The sequence below is a fragment of the Nostoc sp. C057 genome (assembly GCF_013393925.1).
Classification (GTDB): Bacteria; Cyanobacteriota; Cyanobacteriia; order Cyanobacteriales; family Nostocaceae; genus Nostoc; species Nostoc muscorum_A.
Genome location: NZ_CP040281.1, coordinates 7,463,319 through 7,485,578 on the forward strand (window position 1 = coordinate 7,463,319; position 22,260 = coordinate 7,485,578).

Consider the following 22,260-nt stretch of genomic DNA (forward strand, 5'->3'; position numbering starts at 1 on the left):
GCAATTTTTTAAATTGCAAAATCTAAAATCCAAAATTGTATAAAAATAGAACTTACGCAAAACTACACGCGGTAGGGGCAATTCATGAATTACCCCTACCGGAAAATAACGGTTTGGGCTATTTTTGGCGTAAGTCCTGAAAGAGTAGAGACAATACGGTTCAGTTAAGGCAAGAGACGCGATAAATCGCCGTCTCTACAAAGGACTTACTTATTAGACATCTCCAGAAATTAATTATGCGTTACCTGAAACCCTTTTAGAGACGTTGCATTGCAACGTCTGTTCATTTTCGCCAAATGTCTATTGTAAAGACGGCGATTTATCGCGTCTCTCTAACCATCTAATTCTTCATCACTGCGTCCAAAAGCACATTGGCATCAAAGCGGACTACATCGGTGCAAGGTAGCCCGGTTTCTGCTGTTATTTGAGCGATACTTTCCTCAGCCGCAGATTCATCTAAATGTGCTGTGTTCAGCGCTATACCCACTACAGGCACACTTGCGAAAGCGCCACCTGCACTAGCAACGGTTTCATAAAGACGAATTACCTCTAGTAAAGGTGGAATTATTACATGGGGATGATTACGGACATGAACTTGTCCCGCCCGATGGACTAACACCATTTGAGTTGGTTGGGAACCACGAATCAGGGGTAGGGTTGCTGTTGAACCAGGGTGTAGCAGTGAACCTTGTCCTTCAATGTGCAAAATGTCATAGTTTTTGCCGTAGCGCATCACTACTTGTTCCACAGCACCAGCAGCAAAATCTACCCGCACGGCATCTAAAGGCACACCATCTCCTTCTAACATCACCCCAGTTTGACCTGTAGCGAGAAATTTAGAACGCCAGCCCCGCAGTTTTGATGCCCAATGTAACTGTAGGCTAGTTGACATTTTACCGATCGCCATATCGGTTCCCACTGTCAACACCCGCCGACACGGAAGCGTGCGTGCTATTCCACTAGCCACACCGATGTTAGGCGGCTCTTTGCGGACATCCCAAATTAGTTGCCCTGGTTTGAGCAGTGCATTTAAGTCGGGTATATTTGCCATTGGTGTATGCAAACCGTTCACCAAGGACATCCCAGCTTCTAGAGCATCTTTGATTTCTAGCCAATAATCATCTGGGATAGCACCACCACTTGGAGCAATGCCTATTACTAAAACTTCTGGCTTGTACTCTAGGGCTGCGGCTACCGATGCCACAATCGGAACATCACGCTTGATACCTGTTAATTCTGTCAGAGATTTGCCAGCGCATTCGCGATCAATGACGGCTACAATTGGTGCTTCGCTGTAACGTAAAATTGCGAGTCCGGTTTTGCCGTGAGTTCCAGTAGTTCCCTCATGAAGTAAGATAGCTACTCGTTGATTAAGTGGTAGACGCACTGTGTTTTACCCCCAAACCTGGTAAATCGTTTAGCAAAACTCTACCTTCTTTTAGCAATGCACCCGTAAAGGGATCATCGATTAAGTTGAGGTGACTGTCTAAATCTAAATAATCAGCTAGTGGCGCTAGCTGTAATGCTGCTGTATTAGCTAGGGAACTATCAGAATAGCAACCGAACATTACTTGCAACCCATAAGCTCGCGCTGTATGTACCATTCGCATCGCTTCTGTTAGTCCCCCTGATTTCATCAGTTTGATATTAATACCATCCACGTAATTTGCCAAATCCGGAATATCAGAACTTGTGAAGCAACTTTCATCAACAAAGATGGGTAGGGGAGAGTGTTCTTTGAGTTTTGCTAAACTTTTTTCCTGACCCCGTGGCAATGGCTGTTCTACATACTTTATACCCAATTCAGCTAGCCAATTGCACATTGCGATCGCATCTTCTAAACTCCAACCCCCGTTGGCATCAACAAAAAGCTCTGGTTCCGGTGCTTCTTCTCGCACTGCCAATAGCATTTTTTTATCTGCATCTATGCCATCTGGACTGCCTAACTTCACCTTGAAAAGGCGAACATCGGTAAATTGTAACCAGTCTCGCGCTCTTGCGATCGCACCTTCAGGCGAATTAATCCCAATTGTGACTGAAGTTGGGACTATTTGATTGCGATCGAGTCCCCAAATTTGCCACAAAGGTAAACCTACGCGCTTACCTAACCAGTCGTGCATTGCCATATCCAAGGCTGCTCTAGCAGCAGAAGGAAGCTGGTTTTGTATTAAAACTTGCTCAATTTGCTGTCGTTGTAAAGGGCTGAATGTTTGTAACAGTGGCACAACTTGCTGTAGGGCATTTTTGATTGTATCAGTTGATTGCCGATGATTACCCACACCGAATGGCGATGCTTCCCCCCAACCTTCGATACCATCGGCTGAAATTCTCACCCATACATTCGTTGTCTGTGCCGTTGTACCTCTACTAATGGTCAACGGAAATCTTTTATTTACAGTAAATAAATTTACATTTATTTGCATACTTATTCTGCATATTATGTTATTGCAAAAGCAAGTGTAAGTTCAAAGTTTAGATTATTTGATGTATCTGTTATACTTTTTTACATTCATTGCTTGATGACCAAATATTTTATATATTATTTTTATTTATGAATAACTTAAAAAAATGGAAGATTTTAAAATCAAAAATGGTTTTAGATCATCATTGGTGTCGGGTCAGGCAAGATGAAATAGAGTTACCCAATGGCAAAATTATAGATGATTATTTCGTCAGTATTAAGCCTGATGTTGCGATGGTTTTACCTCTTACTAGTAATAAAGAGATAATTTTTGTCCGGCAATACAGACACGCCGTAGGGGAATTTTTTTTGGAACTGCCAGCAGGAAATTTTGACCCGACAAAAGAGAGTGCAGAAGTAGCAGCAATTAGAGAATTTACAGAAGAAACTGGTTATATTGCCCAAGAATTTAGAAAAATCGGAACTCTATACGATAAGCCGAGTAAAGATACCAATAAAATACATTTATTTCTAGCAGAGAATGTGAGCAAAGTTGGAGAGCAACAACTAGATATTACAGAAGAGATTGAAATTGTCTTTATTCCTATAGAATCAGTTTTAGATAAAATTATTCAAGGAGAAATTTCTGTGGCGGGAACTGTCGCGGCTCTCTTTTTAGGTTTAACTTTTATTAATTATTAATAATTCTTGTCTTTCTCTTCTGTTGTGTAAAAATAACGCTTGAGACAAATTGTGTTGTGAAGCTTTTACAGCATTTTTTTTGGGAATTTTAGCATATAATAATATTAATAAACTTTCCATATAATGTACTTATAAACATTATGTGGAGAAAAACTCCGTATATCATTGTTGCTATTCTAAGGACAGAGAGCAATAGCTAAATTCAGATTGGCGGGTTCGTAACGTGGATGTTCTAATTGAGTCAACAAGCAGCTTTGAAAAGGATCTTGGCAGGTTGAGTGAAGACGAGAAAACCGCAGCGGTTCAAAAAATTAATAATTGCGCCAGCCTTTTCCCAACTCAAAAAGCTGACGTTTATCGCAAGTTGCGTCGTCTTCCCCTACCGTCAGATATTAATGGCTATGAATCTTCGCTCTACACACTCAGGGTTTCGCAGAAACTAAGGGTGATTTTGACAGTTGACGAAGATCCAATTTTTGGGCAAGTTATTTTTACTCTTTTTCGAGTGGTCAAACACGATGACCTCGATAAAGCGTATAAAGGTGTGGCTGAGTCCTTGTATCAAGAATTACTCCACCACGACCGAGAAGCTGCCCGGATCTCGTAAGTTGGTTTATGGCACAAACCCTTACTCTGTATGATGAATACGGCATCATTTATCAAGCGATGAAGATTTTGCCAGATGACGAGCTAAAAATTGCTTTTCTTGAAGCCTTGGCAGAGCTTGAAGATAACGAGTGTCACCGAACAAGAAAATTTCCAAAAACGAGGCTGCATAAAGTAAAAGGTGTAAAGCAGGCAATTTATCGTGCTGATATTGATAAAGTCTCAGGTTGGCGCATTCACATTCAATACATTAATGGGCAAATTCATCTCAAAGATATTATCGAGGGACAAAGACACGATGACGTAATTGAGGTGATTAAATCTAAAAAGTTACGCTATGAGTAACTCTCAGTCTTACAGGGCTTGTGCAAAACTATAGGCGGTAGGGGCGCGTAAGTGTTGTTTTAAATAGTACTCTATCCCAAAAAGTCTATGCACCAGAATGCCTCAATATGGTCGGTTGAGTTGCAGGGGTTGTCTGTATCCTGTGAGCTTGGTCTTTAGTTTTCGATAGCGAGTTTGAGTATCCACGCCACCTATATTTTTTAGTTTTTTATCTTGCCCATTGCTGCAAAATATAAGCATAAAAAGCCTCTTTATCTACTTTATCCATCGCATAAATTTTCCGCCCGCCAGAAACTACTTTAGTCCTTCCCTGACTGACTCCAGTGGTGATAATTTCTGTTTCCCATTCGCGCAATTGATAATATTCTGGGTGTCCCAGATAAGCTGTCGCCAGCACATCCCAAAAATAATAATCTTGGGGGATAACTAGCGCATAACATTGTCCTGCTAAATCAGAGATGGGATAGTGGCGTTGTCGTCCCATTTTGTATACTAACTCCGATGTAACTGGGACATTATTAGTTAAATCCAAAGGACACATAATAATTTCAATTTTGGTTTGCCATACCCGCGCTGCTGAAACCGCGTCCCAATAAACATTCCATTCGGCAGAACCATCTTGTCCAGGTTCTAAACTTTTTTCTACATTGCCACCAACATTCAAAGCACCTCCCATCCAAACAATTTTGTGAATCTTGGCTTCAATATCCGGTGCTTTGTCTAAAGCTACTGCAACGGTGGTCAACGGCCCAGTTACCATCAACGTTACGGGGTCTGATGCCTCGCGCAACACCTTAATCATGAAATCTTGACCTGTTTCGGCAACTAGAGGCGTAGTAATGGTTTCGCTTTGATTGAGAATGGGAAGATGATCAACGATAAAGGAATCACGGCGATAGAGAGTAGGAAATGGATTGATGCCGCGCACAGTGCTTTCTGCAACCGAGATATGAGAAAATCCCATCAAATCGAGAATTTTACGTGTGGCGCTAACAGCCGGTTGAATGTAGCAATCTGCTGGAGTGACGACAACACCAAGAAGTTCGATATGATCCATCGTCAAAAGCAGCATAGTTGCCAGATAGTCATCTACACCGCCATCGTGATCCATTAATACAAGTTGTTTTGACATAAAAGGAGATATTAATATGGATGAGTTTATGGAAGCTGCAATTCAAGAAGCAAAACAAGGCAGACAAGAAGGTGGAATTCCTATTGGTTCAGTTCTCGTCAAAGATGGCAAAATTCTCGGCAGAGGACACAATAAACGTGTGCAAGATGGCGATCCTGTCACGCACGCGGAAATCGATTGTCTCCGCAATGCTGGGAGAGTTGGCAGCTACAGAGGTACTACACTCTATTCAACTTTAATGCCGTGTTACTTGTGCGCTGGGGCTGTGGTGCAATTTGGTATTAAAAAAGTCATCGTCGGAGAATCCCAAACTTTTCCTGGTGCTAAAGAATTTATGGTATCTCACGGTGTGGAAGTAATTGATCTTAATCTTGACGATTGCGAACAAATGATGAGTGAGTTTATTGAAACGAATCCCGAACTTTGGAATGAAGATATTGGGAATTAGGAATTGGGAATTGGGAATTGGGAATTGGGAATTGGGAGTAGCCTTGTCAAGGTGACTTTCTTTTGATAGGAGAAGAAGGTAATTCACTACCAAGCATTCAACTCAGACAAAAAAGTTACCTTCACACGGATACTCATCACTCCTAACGCAGCAAAAGTGTGCTGTTATTATCAATCAGTGTAAGAGTTCCAGCAGTGGCCATGCCTGGGTTGGACTGTGCTGATGCACTATAAGTCTCAATATAGCGACGCACTTCTAATGGAAACTGGGGATAGTCTAATACTGCATCTCCATCGGCAATAGTTGCCCAGAAGTCTCGCAAACTAGGAGCTAATCTTTTCGCCTGTGATAGTGGTAAGTTTAATGGAGAATGAGTTAGTAGCTTGACTAAAAAGGGAAAAGAGCGATCGCCCATCCATTGCCGCGATGACTGTTGCAAGTCGGGGAAATCAGGTACTGACTCTACCCGATGGGATACAATTTGCAACGATTCTTTACCTTGGTTATCCCGATGAAACTCTAGCACCCGATAAGGGTGAGGATAACTCACTAAAGAACCAGTGGTAATATCATATACTCCATCTGAGTAAGCAATATCCTGAACGTGCAAGTGCCCCGTAAATACTAGCTTGACTCCGTAGTGCTTTAGCAATTGCAACAGTTCTGCTGAATTGGACAACATATAGCGATTTGCCAGTGGATGGTTCGCTTGATTGGGCAAATGTTCCACCACATTATGATGCACCATCACCAAAACTAATTCATCAACAGATGCCGCCAGTACCTCTTCTAACCACCGTAGCTGTTTGGCATCCAAACACCCCACCTGCTCACCCTGGTCATTAAAGAAGTTAGAATTCAGTCCAATCAGCTTAACTCCAGGGAGTAACTGACGAATGTAGTACATTTGCTGCGGATCTTTATAGCCAAACTTTGTGTAATAGTAGGGAAAATCCGCAAAAGCAATTGATTGTTGATCGGCCAACATCACGGGAACGTCATGATTACCAGGAACAACATAGACGGGAAAAGGTAGCTGGGTTAAACATTGTTGTAACCAGGCGTGGTTCTCTGGTTCGCCGTGCTGGGTTAAATCTCCTGGCAACAATAAGAAATCTAAATCGAGTTGTATTAAATGTTCCAGTACACTTTGAAACGCCGATATACTGACTTCTACCAGATGAAAACGGCTAGGATGATTCCAGATTGTGTGAGGAAGTGCCAGGTGTAAGTCGCTGACTACCGCAAAGCGAAAATTGAGAGTCATTGATTTATGAAAATGTTAAAAGCAGGGGTTAAAATAAGCCTTTTCCCAAAAGTATAACGCTTGCTTTGTTTCGCTGCTCAGGAGTACATCTACTTAATATTTGTATACATTAAACATAGATTACACGCTATGGTGACAATTAATTTCGAGGCTGAATATAACCATTAATCTGCAAAAACTATCGGAGATTTGATTTTAAAGATTTAATAATCAACGATTAAGTAACTGGGCGATCGCTTCTATCTGCACGCAAATAATTCAATATTGTTATACGGATTCTGTATGAAGATGCGCTAAACCATATTTAGGTATAAGAAAGAAAAACGAACCGCAAAGGACGCAAAGGACACGAAGAAAGAAAGAAGAAGTTAAAAGGGTTTGGCGTAATCTCATAAAGAAATGGTACTAGCAGCACGAAATCCGTAAGCGTAGCCCTTCTCCTGCCGGAGAAGCTGCGCGTAGCTTGCTTCCACGAAGTGGTACGGCTGCGCTGAGGAACCACTTGTCGTAGACATTGCTTTCTTTGTTGGCTTCTCTGCTACTCCCCTTTTCGGTAAAATAACTTAGCAGATCGCTAAGGAACAGGTTCAGAATCATGGCTCAAGCTAGTATTGGGATTATTGGTGGCAGTGGTCTGTATAAAATGGACGCGCTCAAAGATGTTGAAGAAGTGCATATCCAAACCCCCTTTGGTTCACCATCTGATGCTTTGATTCTGGGAACATTGGATGGTACAAGGGTAGCTTTTTTAGCGCGTCATGGCCGTAATCATACACTGTTACCCTCTGAGTTACCGTTTCGCGCTAATATCTACGCGATGAAGCAATTAGGTGTGGAGTATTTAATTTCAGCTAGTGCTGTGGGTTCCTTGAAGGAAGAGGCGAAACCACTGGATATGGTGGTGCCAGATCAGTTTATTGACAGAACAAAAAATCGGATTTCAACGTTTTTCGGTGAGGGAATTGTGGCTCACATTGCCTTCGGCGATCCGATTTGTAAGAATTTAGCTGCTGTGTTGGCAGATGCGATCGCATCTCTCAATTTACCAGAAGTTACTCTCCATCGCGGCGGTACTTATGTGTGCATGGAAGGGCCAGCTTTTTCCACTAAGGCAGAATCGAATCTTTACCGCAGTTGGGATGCCACAATCATTGGGATGACGAATTTACCAGAGGCGAAGTTGGCAAGGGAAGCAGAAATTGCTTATGCAACTTTAGCGCTGGTGACAGATTATGATTGTTGGCATCCAGACCATGACAGTGTGACGGTAGAATTGGTAATTGGCAATTTGCTGCGGAATGCTGTGAATGCTCAAAAGGTGATTCAAGAAACTGTGCGGCGCTTGAGTGAAAATCCCCCACCGAGTGAGGCGCATTCGGCGTTGCAGTATGCGATTTTGACTCAGTTGGATAAAGCACCAGCCGCGACGAAGGAAAAGTTAGGGTTATTGTTGCAGAAGTATTTGTAATATTAGTGATGAATTAGCGATCGCTACGACGTATTTTCTCAGATTACATCAAGAGCTAATACTGTTCGGTTAAGGCTAGAGACACGATTTATCACCATCTCTACGAAGGACTGATTATTGTAGAGACGGCGATTTATCGCGTCTTTGTGATGATTTATTACATCATTGCGATCTAGAATTTTCATTATTTCATTAAAAACCTTAACCGAACCATATTAGAGCAAAAGCGATCGCTACAACGGGTGATTCCTGAGCGCAGCCTCTCGTAGAGAAGGGCTACGCCTACGCACTATCAGATTCTTCGGTGAAGTACCATTATTATAAAATCATATAAGTGATAACACGTAAACTCATGCGTTTCATCAACAAACTCATGCGTTTCATCAACAAACTCATGCGTTTCATCAACAAACTCATGAGTTTCATCAACAAACTCATGCGTTTCATCAACAAACTCATGAGTTTCATCAACAAACGCATGAATTTCGTTATAAAGCTTTGCTTGTTCGTGGTGTCTGGTAGATTTATCGCACCATCATCATAAAATCGTACAGGCGATCGCACTTCCTCAAATTACAGCATCGCTACGACGGGCTATTCGGCATTGCAGTAAATCTTACCCCTTCCCAACTACTCGCCCCGCAACTTCTTCAACTCCTCTGGTGTAAACGGATTTTTGCCTGCATTTAGAGCATTAACCCAGCTTTGGCGTTGTGCTTTACCCTGAACATCATTATCAGTTGATTTAATATATGCTTCAAAATCTTCAACTGCGCCTTTGGTATTGCCAGTTAGCGCCCTAGCCAAACCACGGCTATCTTGAATCATGGTATCTTTGGGTGCAAGGATAACGCCTTTTTCACAAGCGAACATTACATCAGCAGCATGGTTATGCAGGCTACCTTCCCAACAGAGGCTATTCCAAGAATCGGCAAGGATTTGTGGTGTTGGTTGCACCTTTTCAATCTCTGCGTATTTCTTGATTGCTTGTTTAACATCACCCTGCTTTAAAAGTTCTGCACCTTGAGCAACAAGAGCTTCTCCTACAAGCTTTTTGGCAACAACTTCTGGATTATTTTGCAACCCTTCTGTATCTGGTTCCAGGTCAATTTTTGAGTCAAGTTGCTGTGCTTGTTTGAACTTTGCCACTGCACCCGGAAAATCACCATTGTTTGCGAGTTCCTGTCCTTGCTGTACTAAAACTGGGGTTGCAAGCTTTTTGGCAACAGCTTCTGGATTATTTTGCAACCCTTTTGTATCTGGTTCAAAGTCAATTTTCGAGTCAAGTTGCTGTGCTTGTTTGAACTTTGCCACTGCACCCGGAAAATCACCATTGTTTGCGAGTTCCTGTCCTTGCTGTACTAAAACTGGGGTTGCAAGCTTTTTGGCAACAGCTTCTGGATTATTTTGCAACCCTTTTGTATCTGGTTCAAAGTCAATTTTCGAGTCAAGTTGCTGTGCTTGTTTGAACTTTGCCACTGCACCCGGAAAATCACCATTGTTTGCGAGTTCCTGTCCTTGCTGTACTAAAACTGGGGTTACAAGCTTTTTGGCAACAGCTTCTGGATTATTTTGCAACCCTTTTGTATCTGGTTCCAGATCAATTTTTGAGTCAAGTTGTTGTGCTTGTTTGAACTTTGCCACCGCACCCGGAATATCACCATCTCTTGCTTTTTCTTCACCTTGAGCAACATAGGCGGGTGCTGCTTTTATCTCTGGGTTAAGTACTAATTTGGGTTTCCAGGAATTGGCTTTTTTGAATTTTTCTATAGCCCGCTCAAAATCACCAGCCTGAGCTAATTTTTCCCCTTGGGTAACAAAAGAGTCTGCTGCTGCTAACAACAGAGTTGGTGTTTGACATGGCTCTAGTTCTTCTAAACTCTCTGGATGGAAGCGCAAATAATCTTGTAGCCACTCGCACCCCAAGGTGAGGAGATTTTCTAAATCTAAATTCCACAATTTGATTGTGTTGTCTTCACTGCCAGAGGCGATGGTTTTGCCATCGGGGCTGAATGCCACGCTTGTGACAGAACTGCTATGCCCTTTGAGGGTTTTCAACTCTTGCCCGGCTAAATTCCACAAGCGGACTGTCTTGTCAGCACTGCCAGAGGCGATGGTTTTGCCATCGGGGCTGAATGCCACGCTTGTGACAGAACTGCTATGCCCTTTGAGGGTTTTCAACTCTTGCCCGGCTAAATTCCACAAGCGGACTGTCTTGTCAGCACTGCCAGAGGCGATGGTTTTGCCATCGGGGCTGAATGCCACGCTTGTGACAGAACTGCTATGCCCTTTGAGGGTTTTCAACTCTTGCCCGGCTAAATTCCACAAGCGGACTGTCTTGTCAGCACTGCCAGAGGCGATGGTTTTGCCATCGGGGCTGAATGCCACGCTTGTGACAGAACTGCTATGCCCTTTGAGGGTTTTCAACTCTTGCCCGGCTAAATTCCACAAGCGGACTGTCTTGTCAGCACTGCCAGAGGCGATGGTTTTGCCATCGGGGCTGAATGCCACGCTTGTGACATAACTGCTATGCCCTTTGAGGGTTTTCAACTCTTGCCCGGCTAAATTCCACAAGCGGACTGTCTTGTCAGCACTGCCAGAGGCGATGGTTTTGCCATCGGGGCTGAATGCCACGCTTGTGACAGGACTGCTATACCCTTCCAGTCGGTTGTGTTCTCTGATGCTGTAAAATGACTTTTGTAGGGTCGCGATCGCCCGCATTCGAGTTTCTGGATCTACATCTTTGCCTAATTTCTTCACTTGTTGCCCGATCTTCAAACCCTCTATTAACGCTTCAATATTTAAATCGGAAGCTTGCATACTGTCTGTTGTTAAAGCTTTGGCGATAATATCGGCATTTTCTTTCTGTTTTTCTGCCTCATGGGTGCGGTCAAAAGCGTACCACGTCAATCCTGCCATTGCCAGGGAAAATAGGGACAGGGTAGCAATTAAAGGCAAAGCAGGCTGGAGACGCTGCCAGAGATTTTCTGGAAAGTGTTCCTGAATCCAGCGCTGATCAAACACCTGCCGATAAATGGGATTGCGGACAGCTAAAGCGTTTCCTTCTCGACGCACTGCACCAGACAACTTCAGGTGAGATTTGGCTAAAGACTGCTCCTCATCAACAACCTTGCGCTTACCACGGCGGATGTCGCGGTAAATAGACAACACCTCCTTCTCTAAACCATGAGGCGCGCGTTTAGTCAACATATCCCGCACAAACTGCAAGTTATTATCTTGCTCACTCATCACGCCAAAGAACGTCTTGCTAACTATCTGATTTATATCCGCTTCCCCAAGAGAAAGAGATTCACCTTTCCTCTTTTCGCGTTCCCCCTTACTCTCTGCTAATAAAGCACCGCACAAACGCTGTGATAAATATGGATGCCCCCCCGTCCACTTCAGCACCCACGGTAATACCTGCTTTGCCTCCTGGGCGGATAGTCCCAAACCATCAGCCAAGGGTAAGGCTTCCTCAAAGGTAAAATCAGTTAAATCTACCCGTTGTCCGATATTAAACGGCGTGCGCTTGGCATCCCGGATTAAATCGCCGGGAGTCGCTACCCCCATTAAGACAAAAGAGAGACGGTGAAACTCAGGATTAGTCGCACGGGCAACGTAGAGATAGCGAATCGCTGTATAAAAATCATCAGTAAAATCTAAGCTAAGGGTAGAGTCAATTTCATCCACAAAAATCACAACTTGCCCCTCAACCTCAGCCAGCAAAACCTGCTCAAAAAACAGCGTTAGCCGTTGCGATACTCCTAAATGCTCGTGTTGTTGCCACCAACTCACCACATCTGTATCAAACATGAGTTGGTCATCTAGCTTAACCAAAAAGCCAAAATACCACTGTTCGGCTGTGACATTTGCCCCCAATTCTTGAAGGTCAACAATTACTGAGCGAATTCCCTCGTCTGTTAGTGTTTGCGCCGTGCGTACCATCAGGCTAGATTTACCCATTTGGCGAGGTGTGAGGACATAGGAAAATATTGCTGACTGACATAAACCGAGTAATTCTTCATCGGCTTGGCGGGGAATGTAAATACCACCGCCAGCTTGTACCGTCCCGCCAACTGTGTAAATGCTTGGATTAGCCACGAAGATGCTCCCGGAAATAATCGGTGTAAAGTTGACAACGCGGAAACACTACACGCCCTTCCCGGCGCACTAAACCTGCACCCCGCAAGCGGAAAAAGATGCGTTCATCTTCACAGGTATTCTGGCGAATTATTTGGAACATACCCTGAACCAACTCCTGTTTGTTATGCAGCCGGAAAAGGTGGTTACGCAGATGATTGCCAAAGGGGCCATTATCTGCGATCGCACTGGCAAATAATTCGGTAGGATGGAAGCGATCGCTAGCAACTGAGTAAAGTGCAAGCCTTACTAAGTAAGGATGTCCACCTAGCAACGCTATTAATTGCTTTTCTTCGCTGGCATTAAAGGGTGAACCATGACGGCGGTTTAAATCAGCAACCTGTGCTGCTGTAAAATCTTCTAAATCAATTACTAGCCCAACATTAAAAGGGGATTGGTTGAGATTATCAATTAGCTGGTAGGGTTCCGTGGAAGTAACCAGCGCTAAATCTAGTTGCTTCCAGATGGGATTAGTGGCGCGGCTATTGTGCCAACTTCGCAGCATTCCAAAGAAATCAGAGCGAAAATCAGTATCAAAAACCCTTTCAACTTCATCCATCGCTAAGACAATGGGGTTGCCAAACTCCTTAAGCAAATAGCGCCCAACATAGCGAGTACAACGCTGACTATTGCCCAAAGGCATATTCCAATACTCATCAACTTTGTCAGTCATTTCCAGTTCATCGGTTAACCAAGTACAGAACTGGTGAAAGAAAAGGTCAGCATTAGTTAAGGCGGCTTTGTCAAACAATTGGAAATCCAGCAAAGCAACCCGCTTCCCTGCATTCACAGCAGTATTAATTGTGCGGATTAACAGCGAACTTTTGCCCATTTGCCGGGGGCCTTTAATTGTAATTGTCACACCCTGCCGCTCAATAGTCTCTAAGGTAAGTGCATCAGATGAGCGTTCCACGTAAAAAGCAGATTGCGATTCCATTGTTCCTTCCGGCATTTCCAGGGAGACAGGTTGTGCTGAAGGAAAGGGATGGGGTAGGAGTGATGGCTGACTTATCTGGAGTAAGTCTGCTTTTGATTTTTCTTCACTGATAGCCAATGCACCGCCAGAGAGAGCCTGTAACAACTCTGCAATTAGTCGCGGCGTATCTTCTGCATCTTTCCAGAACGCCCAGTTAATCCCATTTAAGTAAGCACTCAAGGGATACAGGAACGGTTCTTGATACGCCAGACGCACCGGGAGAATTATCGGTCGTCCTGATTGTGATTTTGCCAAGTGGTGTGCTGTCTCTATTTCTGCCACCACCATCTCGCTGCTAGTTGACAAAGCAGAAAGAAAAGTAATCAAAAAATCAGCTTGGCGAATTTCTGCTTCAATACATTCAGCCCAGCGTGTACCAACAGACATGGTTTGGTCGATGAAGACTTTGTGCTGCTGCGATAGCGCCTGGAAGACTTGCACCGCTACTGGTTCATCGGGGCTAGCATTACGCTTGTAGCTGATGAAGATGCGTTTAGCCTGTGAGTTTAACATTACTATTAACCTTGTCTTCCTTCAGCTTTTTGAGTGGAAAAGCTTATCTAATTGCGTGTCAATTTTGTACAGAAGTTGGGTAATTCTGTGCTTTGTCATCCAAGGGCATTTTTTCCCTATTTTGAGGATTAGCGGAACAAATTAGGATTTTATTCACAGCGCTATCAATTAGTTACACTCTACTACAGCGCAGTTGCAGGCAATTACCTACAGCATAAAAAAATCGCTCACGGAGTTCAAAGGCTCGTTAACAGAGCTAAAAGACTCGACGACGGAGTTCAAACACTCATTAACGGAGTTCAAAGACTCATTAACGGAGCTAAAAGACTCATTAACGGAGTTCAAACACTCGTTAATGGAGTTCAAAGACTCATTAACGGAGTTCAAAGACTCATTAACGGAGTTCAAAGACTCATTAACGGAGTTCAAATACTCGTTAACGGAGTTCAAAGGCTCATTAACGGAGCTAAAAGACTCATTAGAGATATTAAAAATAATGTAGAGACATAGCAATGCTACGTCTCTACAAGGGTTTTGGATAACGCATATTTAATTTCTAGAGATATCTATTAATAAAGTTTAAGGGAATTAAACCCCACCTCAAACCAAAACAAAGCCTGTCTATGCAGGCTTTGTTTTAGTAGCACCAGACTATAAGTCTGTGGGCGCTTTCAAATTTTTACGAGAATTAAATGACTAATTTCAATCAACCGCTCTCTTCACTGCATTGCCTGCATCATCAGCTGTACGCCGAACATTTCTACCAGCATCCTCAGCCCCACGCTGAACATTTGTTGTCACATCTTCGGCAGCATTCTGGGTATTTCCCTTGATATTTTCAATTCCTCGCTGAGTTCCCTTAACAACACCTTTGCGAACTTCTTCAGCTGAACTGCCGATATCTTCACCCAAGTTCTTCACTCTTTCACCAAGGGGTGTACCTTGTTTGTAATTTTCACCATACTGCCTTGGGCTGTCAACTGATTTCTGGTCAATATTTCTTTGAGCATTTTTGGCCAGTGCATCAGCTCTGTCATTAGCTGCCTTTTCATCTCTCGCTCTGGGATCTACATCACTAAAGTTATTCATCCCACCAGCAGGAGAATTCAGAGGATAATCTTTTGTAGGATCGTATCGCTTGACGTTAGGTGCTTGGGAACCTGGCTGTGGTGGCTGTGTTGCTATTCCTGGGGCACCACAAGCTTGTGTCAGAAATAAGAATATTCCTGCCAAAAAAACAGTTAAAACTTTTAAGGGACGAATGCTTTTGAGCCAATTCATTGCTTTTTTCATAGTGCTAAACTCCTTGCATTTTTGTGACTAAGTTAAACTTCAACCAAGATGGCATTCGGAATGAATTTTGCATTCCAAGGATTCAGATAAAATAAGGATTCTATCTGCCTACTGCTGGATTTCTTTGTAATTCAGGTCTGCGACTTGCTTCATCTGCCTTATTTTTCAAAAAGCCGGAAGCTTCTTCAACAGTCTCTTTTACCGTCTCAAGCCGATCTTGAACCCGATCTCCAACATTTGGTTCATTCTGAATCAAACCACCGGGTTCAGGCTGGCGGAAGTCTTTATCTGTGATGAGTGGCAACTCTGCTTCTTTATTGATTCGACCTGCTGGTGTTTCAGCACCAGGATAAAGTATCTTAGATTCTCTATCTGCTGTAGCAATCAAAAATTCCAAACTTGGTTGTAAGCTAGCTTGGTCGCGTCCCTGACTGGCTTTTGGGTTTGCTATTTTCGGATCGGTAGACATTCTGTAGTTGCCATACTTGTCTCCACCATTCTTATAAGGATTGTTTGCTCCACCAGCTTGCACAGCAGGGTTTTGTGGATTTGCACCTTGAGCATTTGCCCCACTACAAGCAGTGCTAACTATCAACAATAGTCCAGCTAAAAAGATAGTTAATATCTGGCGCAATCTTATTTGTTTCAAGAATACTCTCACAGCGTTCACGTAGTCCTCCTTACCAAAATATTAATAAGTTAAGTGTTTGCTGAATCATTGAATTGGTCAGCAAGTTATTGTGCTTGTTTTGGTTCGCTCAGTTTCGATAACCTCTATCAAGGATATGAATAATAAAAGGCTCTTTACCTCTAGCGCAGGCTACATTTTAATTAGTACATGAATAATATTTTTATCTAACTCTAGAGAGATATAAAATAAAGTAATATACTTTTCGTAAAAAGCACTATATCAAGCTGTTTTATACTTCAAAAGCTTTGAATAGGTAGCTAATGTACTGCAATCGTAGAGGCATTGGCCCCTTGTTGCTCAACCGTTAAATTACTAAATTCATGAAGCAATTTTTACGCTGGATAATTTTGGGCGGAACGCTGTTTTTTTTAGCGAAAGCCTTGAAGGATAATTGGATTGGGGTCACTGCTATTCGCATTGATGGGGTAGGATGGGCAATTATAGCGATCGCTACAGGCGTAACTTTACTAGCGCATACTTGGGCAGGCTGGATTTGGACTTGGATTCTGCAAGAGTTAAATCAACCTGTATCATCTCCCCAGTTCATCCAAGTTTACCTAAAAACGAACATCGCTAAGTATTTACCAGGTAATATCTGGCATCACTACGGGCGAATTGTCGCCGCCAAAAAAGCCAATGTTTCTGCTGGTGCAGCCACCTTAAGCGTTTTGCTAGAACCCCTACTCATGCTAGCGGCTGCTTTAATCATCATTGTCTTATGCAGTAGCCAATTTGCGGCAGCTAATACTACCCTTGCTATTCAATTACTGCAATTATTGAGTTTAGCTCTAGTTCTTTGTGCAATTCATCCCCGGTTTTTAAACCCAGTTATTCGCTTTTTATACAGATTAAAAGCAAAAAAGTCTGCTGCTACAACTCAACCAACTGTTCCCTTCAGTCTGAAAAGCTACCCTTTACGCCCTTTATTAGGAGAGTTGGGCTTTATGGCACTACGCGCCACTGGGTTTATATTAACTATGTCCGCGCTGGGTTCGTTGAACGTAAATCAAATTCCTTTGTTGCTAGGGGCTTTTAGTTGCGCTTGGCTGTTAGGTTTTGTGATTCCGGGTGCGCCTGGTGGGTTAGGTGTATTTGAAGCGACTGCATATCAACTTTTGCAACATCACTTTCCAGCGGCCCTAGTATTTAGTGCGATCGCTCTATATCGCCTCATTAGTATTCTAGCTGAAACTGCGGGCGCTACCCTCGCTTACTTAGACGAACGCCTTCCTAAATAATAAATTAGGCAAAACTCATTTGGGTCTATCTACTTTCATCTGTGAAAACACACGATAACCATCTAGATTCAACTGCGGATTACTGCTTTGTTCTTCCATCTTAATCAAGTTATATTCTACGTTTTCTGCATAAATTGCAAACGTGATATTAAAAATCTCCATAAAATTGATTACACCTTTACATTCATCTTCAGAATAGTTTTCGTAAAAACGAATCAGATGAGCAATCCGAGTTTCTAAATGACGACGGGAATTATTACAAATTAGAATTATTTTCAAAAGTATAATTACCAACGTTAGAGCATGACCTTGACTAATTAATAAGATAAATAATGACGAAGGTTCTTTGCTGTTTTCTATTGTCAAGTAATCGATGACTCGATTACAAGTTCTCAAAAACAATTCTTTAGTAATAACTTCCTGATTATAATCCTTCTTCCATGCTGATAAAACATCTATAAACTGCTGCTTCCAAGTCTCAACTGATTCTTGTTTGCCTACAGAAAGAAATAGATATTTTTCGAGATTAATTTTAAATTGTTCTAGAGTTTGATTTTGAGTTTGTTTGAGAAATATATGAGCAATATTCTCATGACTAAAAACCCCTCTTTTTAAAACAATTGCTTTAATTAAACGTAGAGCCTGGTCTCCCAAAACACTAGGATTTTTATAGCGTGCTGTGCTAGAAACGGTAGATTGAGAACGAGCAATATACATTGCCAGTTCAAACTTAAATTTTTCTTTTATCTGTTTAGAAAGCTTTCTAGCAGCCTCTTGCTGCTCTATGGGATTATTTTTATTAACAGATTGATCGATTAATAAATAAGAACTATAGCGATTAGCCCAATGACCTTTAGATGATTCATCATATTTATCAGCAAACAATTTCAATTCTTGGTAGTCTTTGCTGTTGACAAAATTCTCTAACCAAGTCTTACAAATCTTTACTACTGGATCGTTATTGTCTTTGATCTTGAGATTTTCGTTAACAAATAAATTAACTAATTCTTGGATATATTTATCTTTTCGATTAGTCTTCCAATTATTAACTATGATGTAGCAACACCGCTTGAGTGTATTACATAGTTCTTGCTCATTATCATCTAAAAAAATACTATATATCCCAGGAATATAATCTGACTCTTCTGAATCAAGACCGTCTATAAATAAACCTTTGAATTCTCGCAAAACATCATCTGGGGACAGTTTTTTGACAATTTCCACGAAGAAGCTATAAACCTCTTCTTGTGCAATTTGCATATTTATCTGTCTAGAGTTAGACGTAACACTATGGGGATTTTCCTGACTAATTGATAAACTATTAGCGTTCATTCCAGTTATCAGGACAAAAAGGCTTCCTGTTCATATTATTACCAGCTTAACCTTGGTGAACACTAGCATCAATCTATTCTTCTGAAATTCAGTGATCTTTTTACACAAATTTGATAAAATTCGACCATAAATAAAGTATTAAATCTAAATTGTTTAATACTTCATCAAAAATCCTAGTGAAATTACTTAGTCTCAATAATTAGAAGAGTATCCCTTGGACGGCAAACTACTTTACAGCCAAGCATTATATGAACTTTACTATGAAGATTATGAGATCCGGCTACAAACCTTCCTTGATGAGCAAGCATTGTTAGACGAAGAGTAGGGCATTACGGATAAATCTATTTGTGTAAAACAAAGTGCAGCAGGGATTTTTCTATATGAAAGTGTGCGAGTCATCCAATCCAGGAGTTTCCCCACAATGATCGCAGCCAAAGGCAACACCCCCCACCTCACCCCAGACGAGTACTTTGCCTGGGAAGCAACCCAACTGGAAAAGCACGAGTATATCAACGGCGAAGTTTACGCCATGACTGGCGGCAGCGTCAATCACGGTCGTATCGCCATCCGCTTCACCGCCATGTTCGACAGCCACTTAGAAAATACAGGTTGCATCACCGGAAATTCTGATGTCAAAGTCAATATCTTTGGCAGTAATAACTATACTTACCCAGATGCCACCGTTACCTGCGACGATCGCGATAAAACCACAACCCAATATATTACCTACCCCTGCCTCATTGTCGAAGTCCTTTCCGCCAGCACCGAAGCCTACGACAGAGGTGGCAAATTCCGAATGTACCGCCAAAACCCAGCCTTAATCGATTACCTACTAGTCAGTTCCACCAGCATCGAAATCGACCTGTATCACAAAAACGATGCAGGCGACTGGTTGATTATCAACTACAAAGCAGGCGACACAATCGAACTCAAAAGCATTAACCTCAATTTCCCCATTGAACAAGTCTATCGCGGTTTAACCCTTGAACTGCCGAGCGATTTCAGCCGAGTACGTTAAGTATATGAAAGAATCTCGCATCAAACGGATCGAACAGTGTTGCGAGGAGGTAAAACAAGGTGTTAGGCAAGTTTACACTGAAGGTATTTATCCTAGTGAGGTAGCTATTTCAAGGCTGTTGGCTAAACCAGGATGTTTTCGCGAAAAAAAATTTCGCGCTGCTTTAAGGGCAGCGCGAAGAGAAATTTGTTTGGAAATATAACCTTGCCACTCTTTATTGGAAGCATAAGCTTACCGTTGCGGCAAAATTATGGGTAAAGTCACAATAAAAGCTTTTCGGCATTTTCAATTTTTAGTGGGGGTGGAGGGACTTGAACCCACACGACCTTTTACGGTCAACGGATTTTCATCCTCCCGCAGTTTTCACTGCTGCCTGATGGCAATAGCCAAATCAGGTTTTGAGAATTGGACTCTCCCTTTACCCTCGACTTTACGTTAGGGTAGCTCCCGTCGGGTCTCTGCACCTTCCGAACAGTTATGAGTTAGGAGTTAAGAGTTTTAAATTTACTCAACACTCATGACTCAGGACTTTCTTCGGCTTGGCTCAGGATTGCCATGTCTGTCACCAGATTTAGGTTTCCCTGAGTTTGAGAGCTTCCACTTGAGGGATTTCTCCTTCAAGGCTCAGTTATCTAAGTCCGTAGCGTCTACCATTCCGCCACACCCCCGCAGGTGTTTGGTAATTAACTAGATATAAACCTAGTTATTTTTGGAGGCAGCAAATACCGCCTTATCTATTCCACCATCAATTGTGTCTTTTGTCCAACTAGATTGAAAATATTTTTTCTAGATTGTGCGATCGCTTCCCAAATCGGAAGTTTTATTCGTAATCAACCTAGATGAGTTTCTCATCTTGTGTGACTAAAGCATTTGTTTGCTAGTAGATTTACGATAATAGCATAAAATCAGCTTTTATCAATCAATCTGGATAAAAAAAGGAATTATGGCGTAGTGATATTGAAAGCATCAGGATTATACTTCCCTCAGTTTGGCTCTTCAGCCTATGATGGAAAACAGATGCTTAGACCAAAAAAGTTATGATTGTCGCCCTGCTATATCTGATTTTGGCTGGAGCTTACCTTCTGGTAATCCCCATTGCTGTATTGTTCTACCTGAAGCAGCGTTGGTATGTAGCTAGCTCCATCGAGCGTTTGTTGATGTACTTTTTGGTGTTTTTCTTTTTTCCAGGTCTGTTGGTTCTATCGCCGTTTGCAAATTTCCGACCCCAACGGCGACAAGTTCAAGTTTAACGAGAATTGGTAGGTCATAACTCTCATGCGACGGATTGACGCTATTGGAATTGGCTTAGGTGTTTTTATTGCCGGCGGCTTGGCTTATGTAATATTGCAGCTAGTCGGTTTGGACACTCAAAAAGCTGGTATATGGAGCCAAGTCTTACTAGTCAGTGGTTTAATTGGCTGGTTAGCGACCTATTTTTTCCGTGCGGTGGGACAAAAAATGACCTACCACCAACAACGGGAACAATATGAGCAAGACTTTCTGCAAAAGCGGCTAGATGAGCTTAGTCCAGAAGAGCTAGCACGAATTCAAGCTGAAATCGAACAAGAAGAGCAATCACAGGTGTAAAGTTATCATTGGTTAGTTGTCCTTTGTCATTAGTCATTTGTCCTTTACTAATGACCAATGACTAATGACCACTGACCAATGACCACTGACTATTGACACTTGACTCAAATGACTGCAATTTCTGATTGCTTTGAAACCCTTGGGCGGAATCATGAGTGCGCTCTGATTCCGTTTATTACTGCTGGTGATCCAGATTTAGAAACAACAGCAAAAGCTTTGCAGGTTCTAGATCAGAGTGGAGCCGATATTATTGAACTGGGCATACCTTATTCCGATCCTCTAGCTGATGGGCCAGTAATTCAAGCTGCTGCTACCCGCGCTCTACAAAGGGGAACAAAATTGGAGCGGGTACTGGAAATGTTGCAAGGGATTACTCCCAAATTGCGATCGCCTATTGTTCTATTTACTTACTACAACCCAATCTTGCACCGGGGAATTGATAAATTTCTCCAGGAAATAGCTGCGGCTGGGGTAGCAGGATTAGTAGTACCAGATTTGCCCTTGGAAGAAGCAGCAGGCTTGCTCGAACCAGCTAAGGAGATGGGAATTGATGTAATTTTATTGGTAGCTCCCACCAGCGATGCTAAACGAATAGAAGCGATCGCTCATTCGTCTCTTGGATTTATTTATTTAGTTAGCGTCACAGGGGTTACAGGAGTGCGATCGCAACTGGAAAACCGCGTGTCCGATTTACTCAAACAAATTCGTGGTGTTACTGAGAAACCCATCGGTGTAGGCTTTGGCATCTCCGAAGCGGCACAAGCCCGTCAGGTAAAGGAATGGGGCGCAGATGCGGCGATCGTGGGCAGTGCTTTTGTAAAACGGTTAGCAGAAGGTACTCCAGAGCAAGGACTTTTGGCGATCGCCCAATTTTGCCAAAGTCTCAAAGCAGCCATCAAAACCAGCACAAATACTCCTCTTGATTAGAACGGAAAAGTAGATTAAAAAGTATAACAGCGTAGTTTTTCTATCCTTGTTTGGTAGACAATTTGACCATTATGGTTTTGAATATTAACATCAGATATCATGATGTAAAAAAACTAGCTGATACGGTCGCTTATAGTTTGAGTATTATGTGAAGTCAAGTAGGCATAATTTATGAG

General features: G+C 42.4%; 22 protein-coding genes. 11 read left to right on the forward strand and 11 right to left on the reverse strand.

Annotation, left to right across the window (positions count from 1 at the left end; translation table 11 throughout):
• Positions 1-340: 340 nt before the first annotated feature.
• On the reverse strand, positions 341-1,387 hold the full coding sequence (locus FD724_RS31410; RefSeq protein ID WP_179075332.1) for a DUF1611 domain-containing protein: 1,047 nt from the start codon (positions 1,385-1,387) through the stop codon (positions 341-343).
• Positions 1,371-2,423: a dipeptide epimerase gene (locus tag FD724_RS31415; protein WP_179075333.1), complete on the reverse strand. Its 1,053-nt coding sequence runs from the start codon at positions 2,421-2,423 to the stop codon at positions 1,371-1,373. The genes FD724_RS31410 and FD724_RS31415 overlap by 17 nt, the downstream gene beginning before the upstream one ends.
• Before the next feature lie 128 nt (positions 2,424-2,551).
• On the opposite strand from FD724_RS31415, the gene FD724_RS31420 reads away from it, so the two are divergent.
• The 3 genes from FD724_RS31420 (at position 2,552) to FD724_RS31430 (ending at position 4,054) form a co-directional block, all read left to right on the forward strand.
• The gene (locus tag FD724_RS31420; RefSeq protein WP_179075687.1) at positions 2,552-3,103 is read left to right on the forward strand and encodes an NUDIX hydrolase; all 552 of its coding nucleotides are present in this window, start codon (positions 2,552-2,554) and stop codon (positions 3,101-3,103) included.
• Between the two features lie 223 nt (positions 3,104-3,326).
• Entirely contained in the window at positions 3,327-3,710 is a 384-nt protein-coding gene (locus FD724_RS31425) for a hypothetical protein (RefSeq protein WP_179075334.1), read from the forward strand.
• An 8-nt stretch (positions 3,711-3,718) separates the two neighbouring features.
• Positions 3,719-4,054, forward strand: coding sequence for a hypothetical protein (locus tag FD724_RS31430; protein ID WP_179075335.1), 336 nt, complete (start codon positions 3,719-3,721; stop codon positions 4,052-4,054).
• 208 nt (positions 4,055-4,262) lie between these two features.
• On the opposite strand, the gene FD724_RS31435 is transcribed toward FD724_RS31430, so the two are convergent.
• Positions 4,263-5,186 (reverse strand): nucleoside hydrolase, encoded by a 924-nt coding sequence (locus tag FD724_RS31435; protein ID WP_179075336.1) that lies wholly within the window; start codon positions 5,184-5,186, stop codon positions 4,263-4,265.
• 16 nt (positions 5,187-5,202) lie between these two features.
• Here FD724_RS31435 and FD724_RS31440 point away from each other — a divergent pair, with 16 nt between their 5' ends.
• On the forward strand, positions 5,203-5,634 hold the full coding sequence (locus FD724_RS31440) for a nucleoside deaminase (protein WP_114080326.1): 432 nt from the start codon (positions 5,203-5,205) through the stop codon (positions 5,632-5,634).
• Positions 5,635-5,776: 142 nt separating this feature from the next.
• Here FD724_RS31440 and FD724_RS31445 read toward each other — a convergent pair whose 3' ends face one another.
• Positions 5,777-6,901: a metallophosphoesterase gene (locus tag FD724_RS31445; protein WP_179075337.1), complete on the reverse strand. Its 1,125-nt coding sequence runs from the start codon at positions 6,899-6,901 to the stop codon at positions 5,777-5,779.
• 595 nt (positions 6,902-7,496) lie between these two features.
• Between FD724_RS31445 and FD724_RS31450 the strand changes: the two genes are divergently transcribed.
• Positions 7,497-8,369, forward strand: coding sequence for an S-methyl-5'-thioadenosine phosphorylase (locus FD724_RS31450; protein ID WP_179075338.1), 873 nt, complete (start codon positions 7,497-7,499; stop codon positions 8,367-8,369).
• Positions 8,370-8,407: 38 nt separating this feature from the next.
• Here the strand turns inward: FD724_RS31450 and FD724_RS31455 are convergent, their stop codons facing one another.
• From FD724_RS31455 to FD724_RS31470, 4 genes are all read right to left on the reverse strand, one after another.
• Positions 8,408-8,554: a hypothetical protein gene (locus FD724_RS31455; protein ID WP_179075339.1), complete on the reverse strand. Its 147-nt coding sequence runs from the start codon at positions 8,552-8,554 to the stop codon at positions 8,408-8,410.
• Positions 8,555-8,687: 133 nt separating this feature from the next.
• Entirely contained in the window at positions 8,688-8,933 is a 246-nt protein-coding gene (locus FD724_RS31460; protein WP_179075340.1) for a hypothetical protein, read from the reverse strand.
• 66 nt (positions 8,934-8,999) lie between these two features.
• The gene (locus FD724_RS31465) at positions 9,000-12,470 is read right to left on the reverse strand and encodes an AAA-like domain-containing protein (protein ID WP_179075341.1); all 3,471 of its coding nucleotides are present in this window, start codon (positions 12,468-12,470) and stop codon (positions 9,000-9,002) included.
• The gene (locus tag FD724_RS31470; protein WP_179075342.1) at positions 12,463-13,998 is read right to left on the reverse strand and encodes an AAA-like domain-containing protein; all 1,536 of its coding nucleotides are present in this window, start codon (positions 13,996-13,998) and stop codon (positions 12,463-12,465) included. The genes FD724_RS31465 and FD724_RS31470 overlap by 8 nt, the downstream gene beginning before the upstream one ends.
• A 330-nt stretch (positions 13,999-14,328) precedes the next feature.
• Here FD724_RS31470 and FD724_RS42190 point away from each other — a divergent pair, with 330 nt between their 5' ends.
• Positions 14,329-14,508, forward strand: a complete 180-nt coding sequence (locus FD724_RS42190) for a hypothetical protein (protein WP_372726537.1) — start codon at positions 14,329-14,331, stop codon at positions 14,506-14,508.
• Positions 14,509-14,700: 192 nt separating this feature from the next.
• Here the strand turns inward: FD724_RS42190 and FD724_RS31480 are convergent, their stop codons facing one another.
• A complete protein-coding gene (locus tag FD724_RS31480; RefSeq protein WP_179075343.1) occupies positions 14,701-15,291 on the reverse strand; it encodes a hypothetical protein in 591 nt (196 codons plus the stop codon).
• A gap of 100 nt (positions 15,292-15,391) precedes the next feature.
• Positions 15,392-15,961, reverse strand: a complete 570-nt coding sequence (locus tag FD724_RS31485; RefSeq protein ID WP_179075344.1) for a DUF6658 family protein — start codon at positions 15,959-15,961, stop codon at positions 15,392-15,394.
• A 341-nt stretch (positions 15,962-16,302) separates the two neighbouring features.
• On the opposite strand from FD724_RS31485, the gene FD724_RS31490 reads away from it, so the two are divergent.
• On the forward strand, positions 16,303-17,220 hold the full coding sequence (locus tag FD724_RS31490; RefSeq protein ID WP_179075345.1) for a lysylphosphatidylglycerol synthase domain-containing protein: 918 nt from the start codon (positions 16,303-16,305) through the stop codon (positions 17,218-17,220).
• Between the two features lie 15 nt (positions 17,221-17,235).
• On the opposite strand, the gene FD724_RS31495 is transcribed toward FD724_RS31490, so the two are convergent.
• Positions 17,236-18,552 carry a hypothetical protein gene (locus tag FD724_RS31495; protein ID WP_179075346.1) on the reverse strand — a complete coding sequence of 439 codons (1,317 nt, stop codon included), beginning with the start codon at positions 18,550-18,552 and terminating at the stop codon, positions 17,236-17,238.
• Positions 18,553-18,973: 421 nt separating this feature from the next.
• On the opposite strand from FD724_RS31495, the gene FD724_RS31500 reads away from it, so the two are divergent.
• The 4 genes from FD724_RS31500 (at position 18,974) to trpA (ending at position 22,084) form a co-directional block, all read left to right on the forward strand.
• A complete protein-coding gene (locus tag FD724_RS31500; protein ID WP_179075689.1) occupies positions 18,974-19,570 on the forward strand; it encodes a Uma2 family endonuclease in 597 nt (198 codons plus the stop codon).
• 1,037 nt (positions 19,571-20,607) lie between these two features.
• A complete protein-coding gene (gene ndhL, locus FD724_RS31505) occupies positions 20,608-20,820 on the forward strand; it encodes an NAD(P)H-quinone oxidoreductase subunit L (protein WP_012412810.1) in 213 nt (70 codons plus the stop codon).
• 25 nt (positions 20,821-20,845) lie between these two features.
• Positions 20,846-21,157, forward strand: a complete 312-nt coding sequence (locus FD724_RS31510) for a DUF3007 family protein (protein ID WP_179075347.1) — start codon at positions 20,846-20,848, stop codon at positions 21,155-21,157.
• Between the two features lie 108 nt (positions 21,158-21,265).
• A complete protein-coding gene (gene trpA / locus FD724_RS31515; protein ID WP_179075348.1) occupies positions 21,266-22,084 on the forward strand; it encodes a tryptophan synthase subunit alpha in 819 nt (272 codons plus the stop codon).
• The last annotated feature ends 176 nt before the right edge of the window (positions 22,085-22,260 follow it).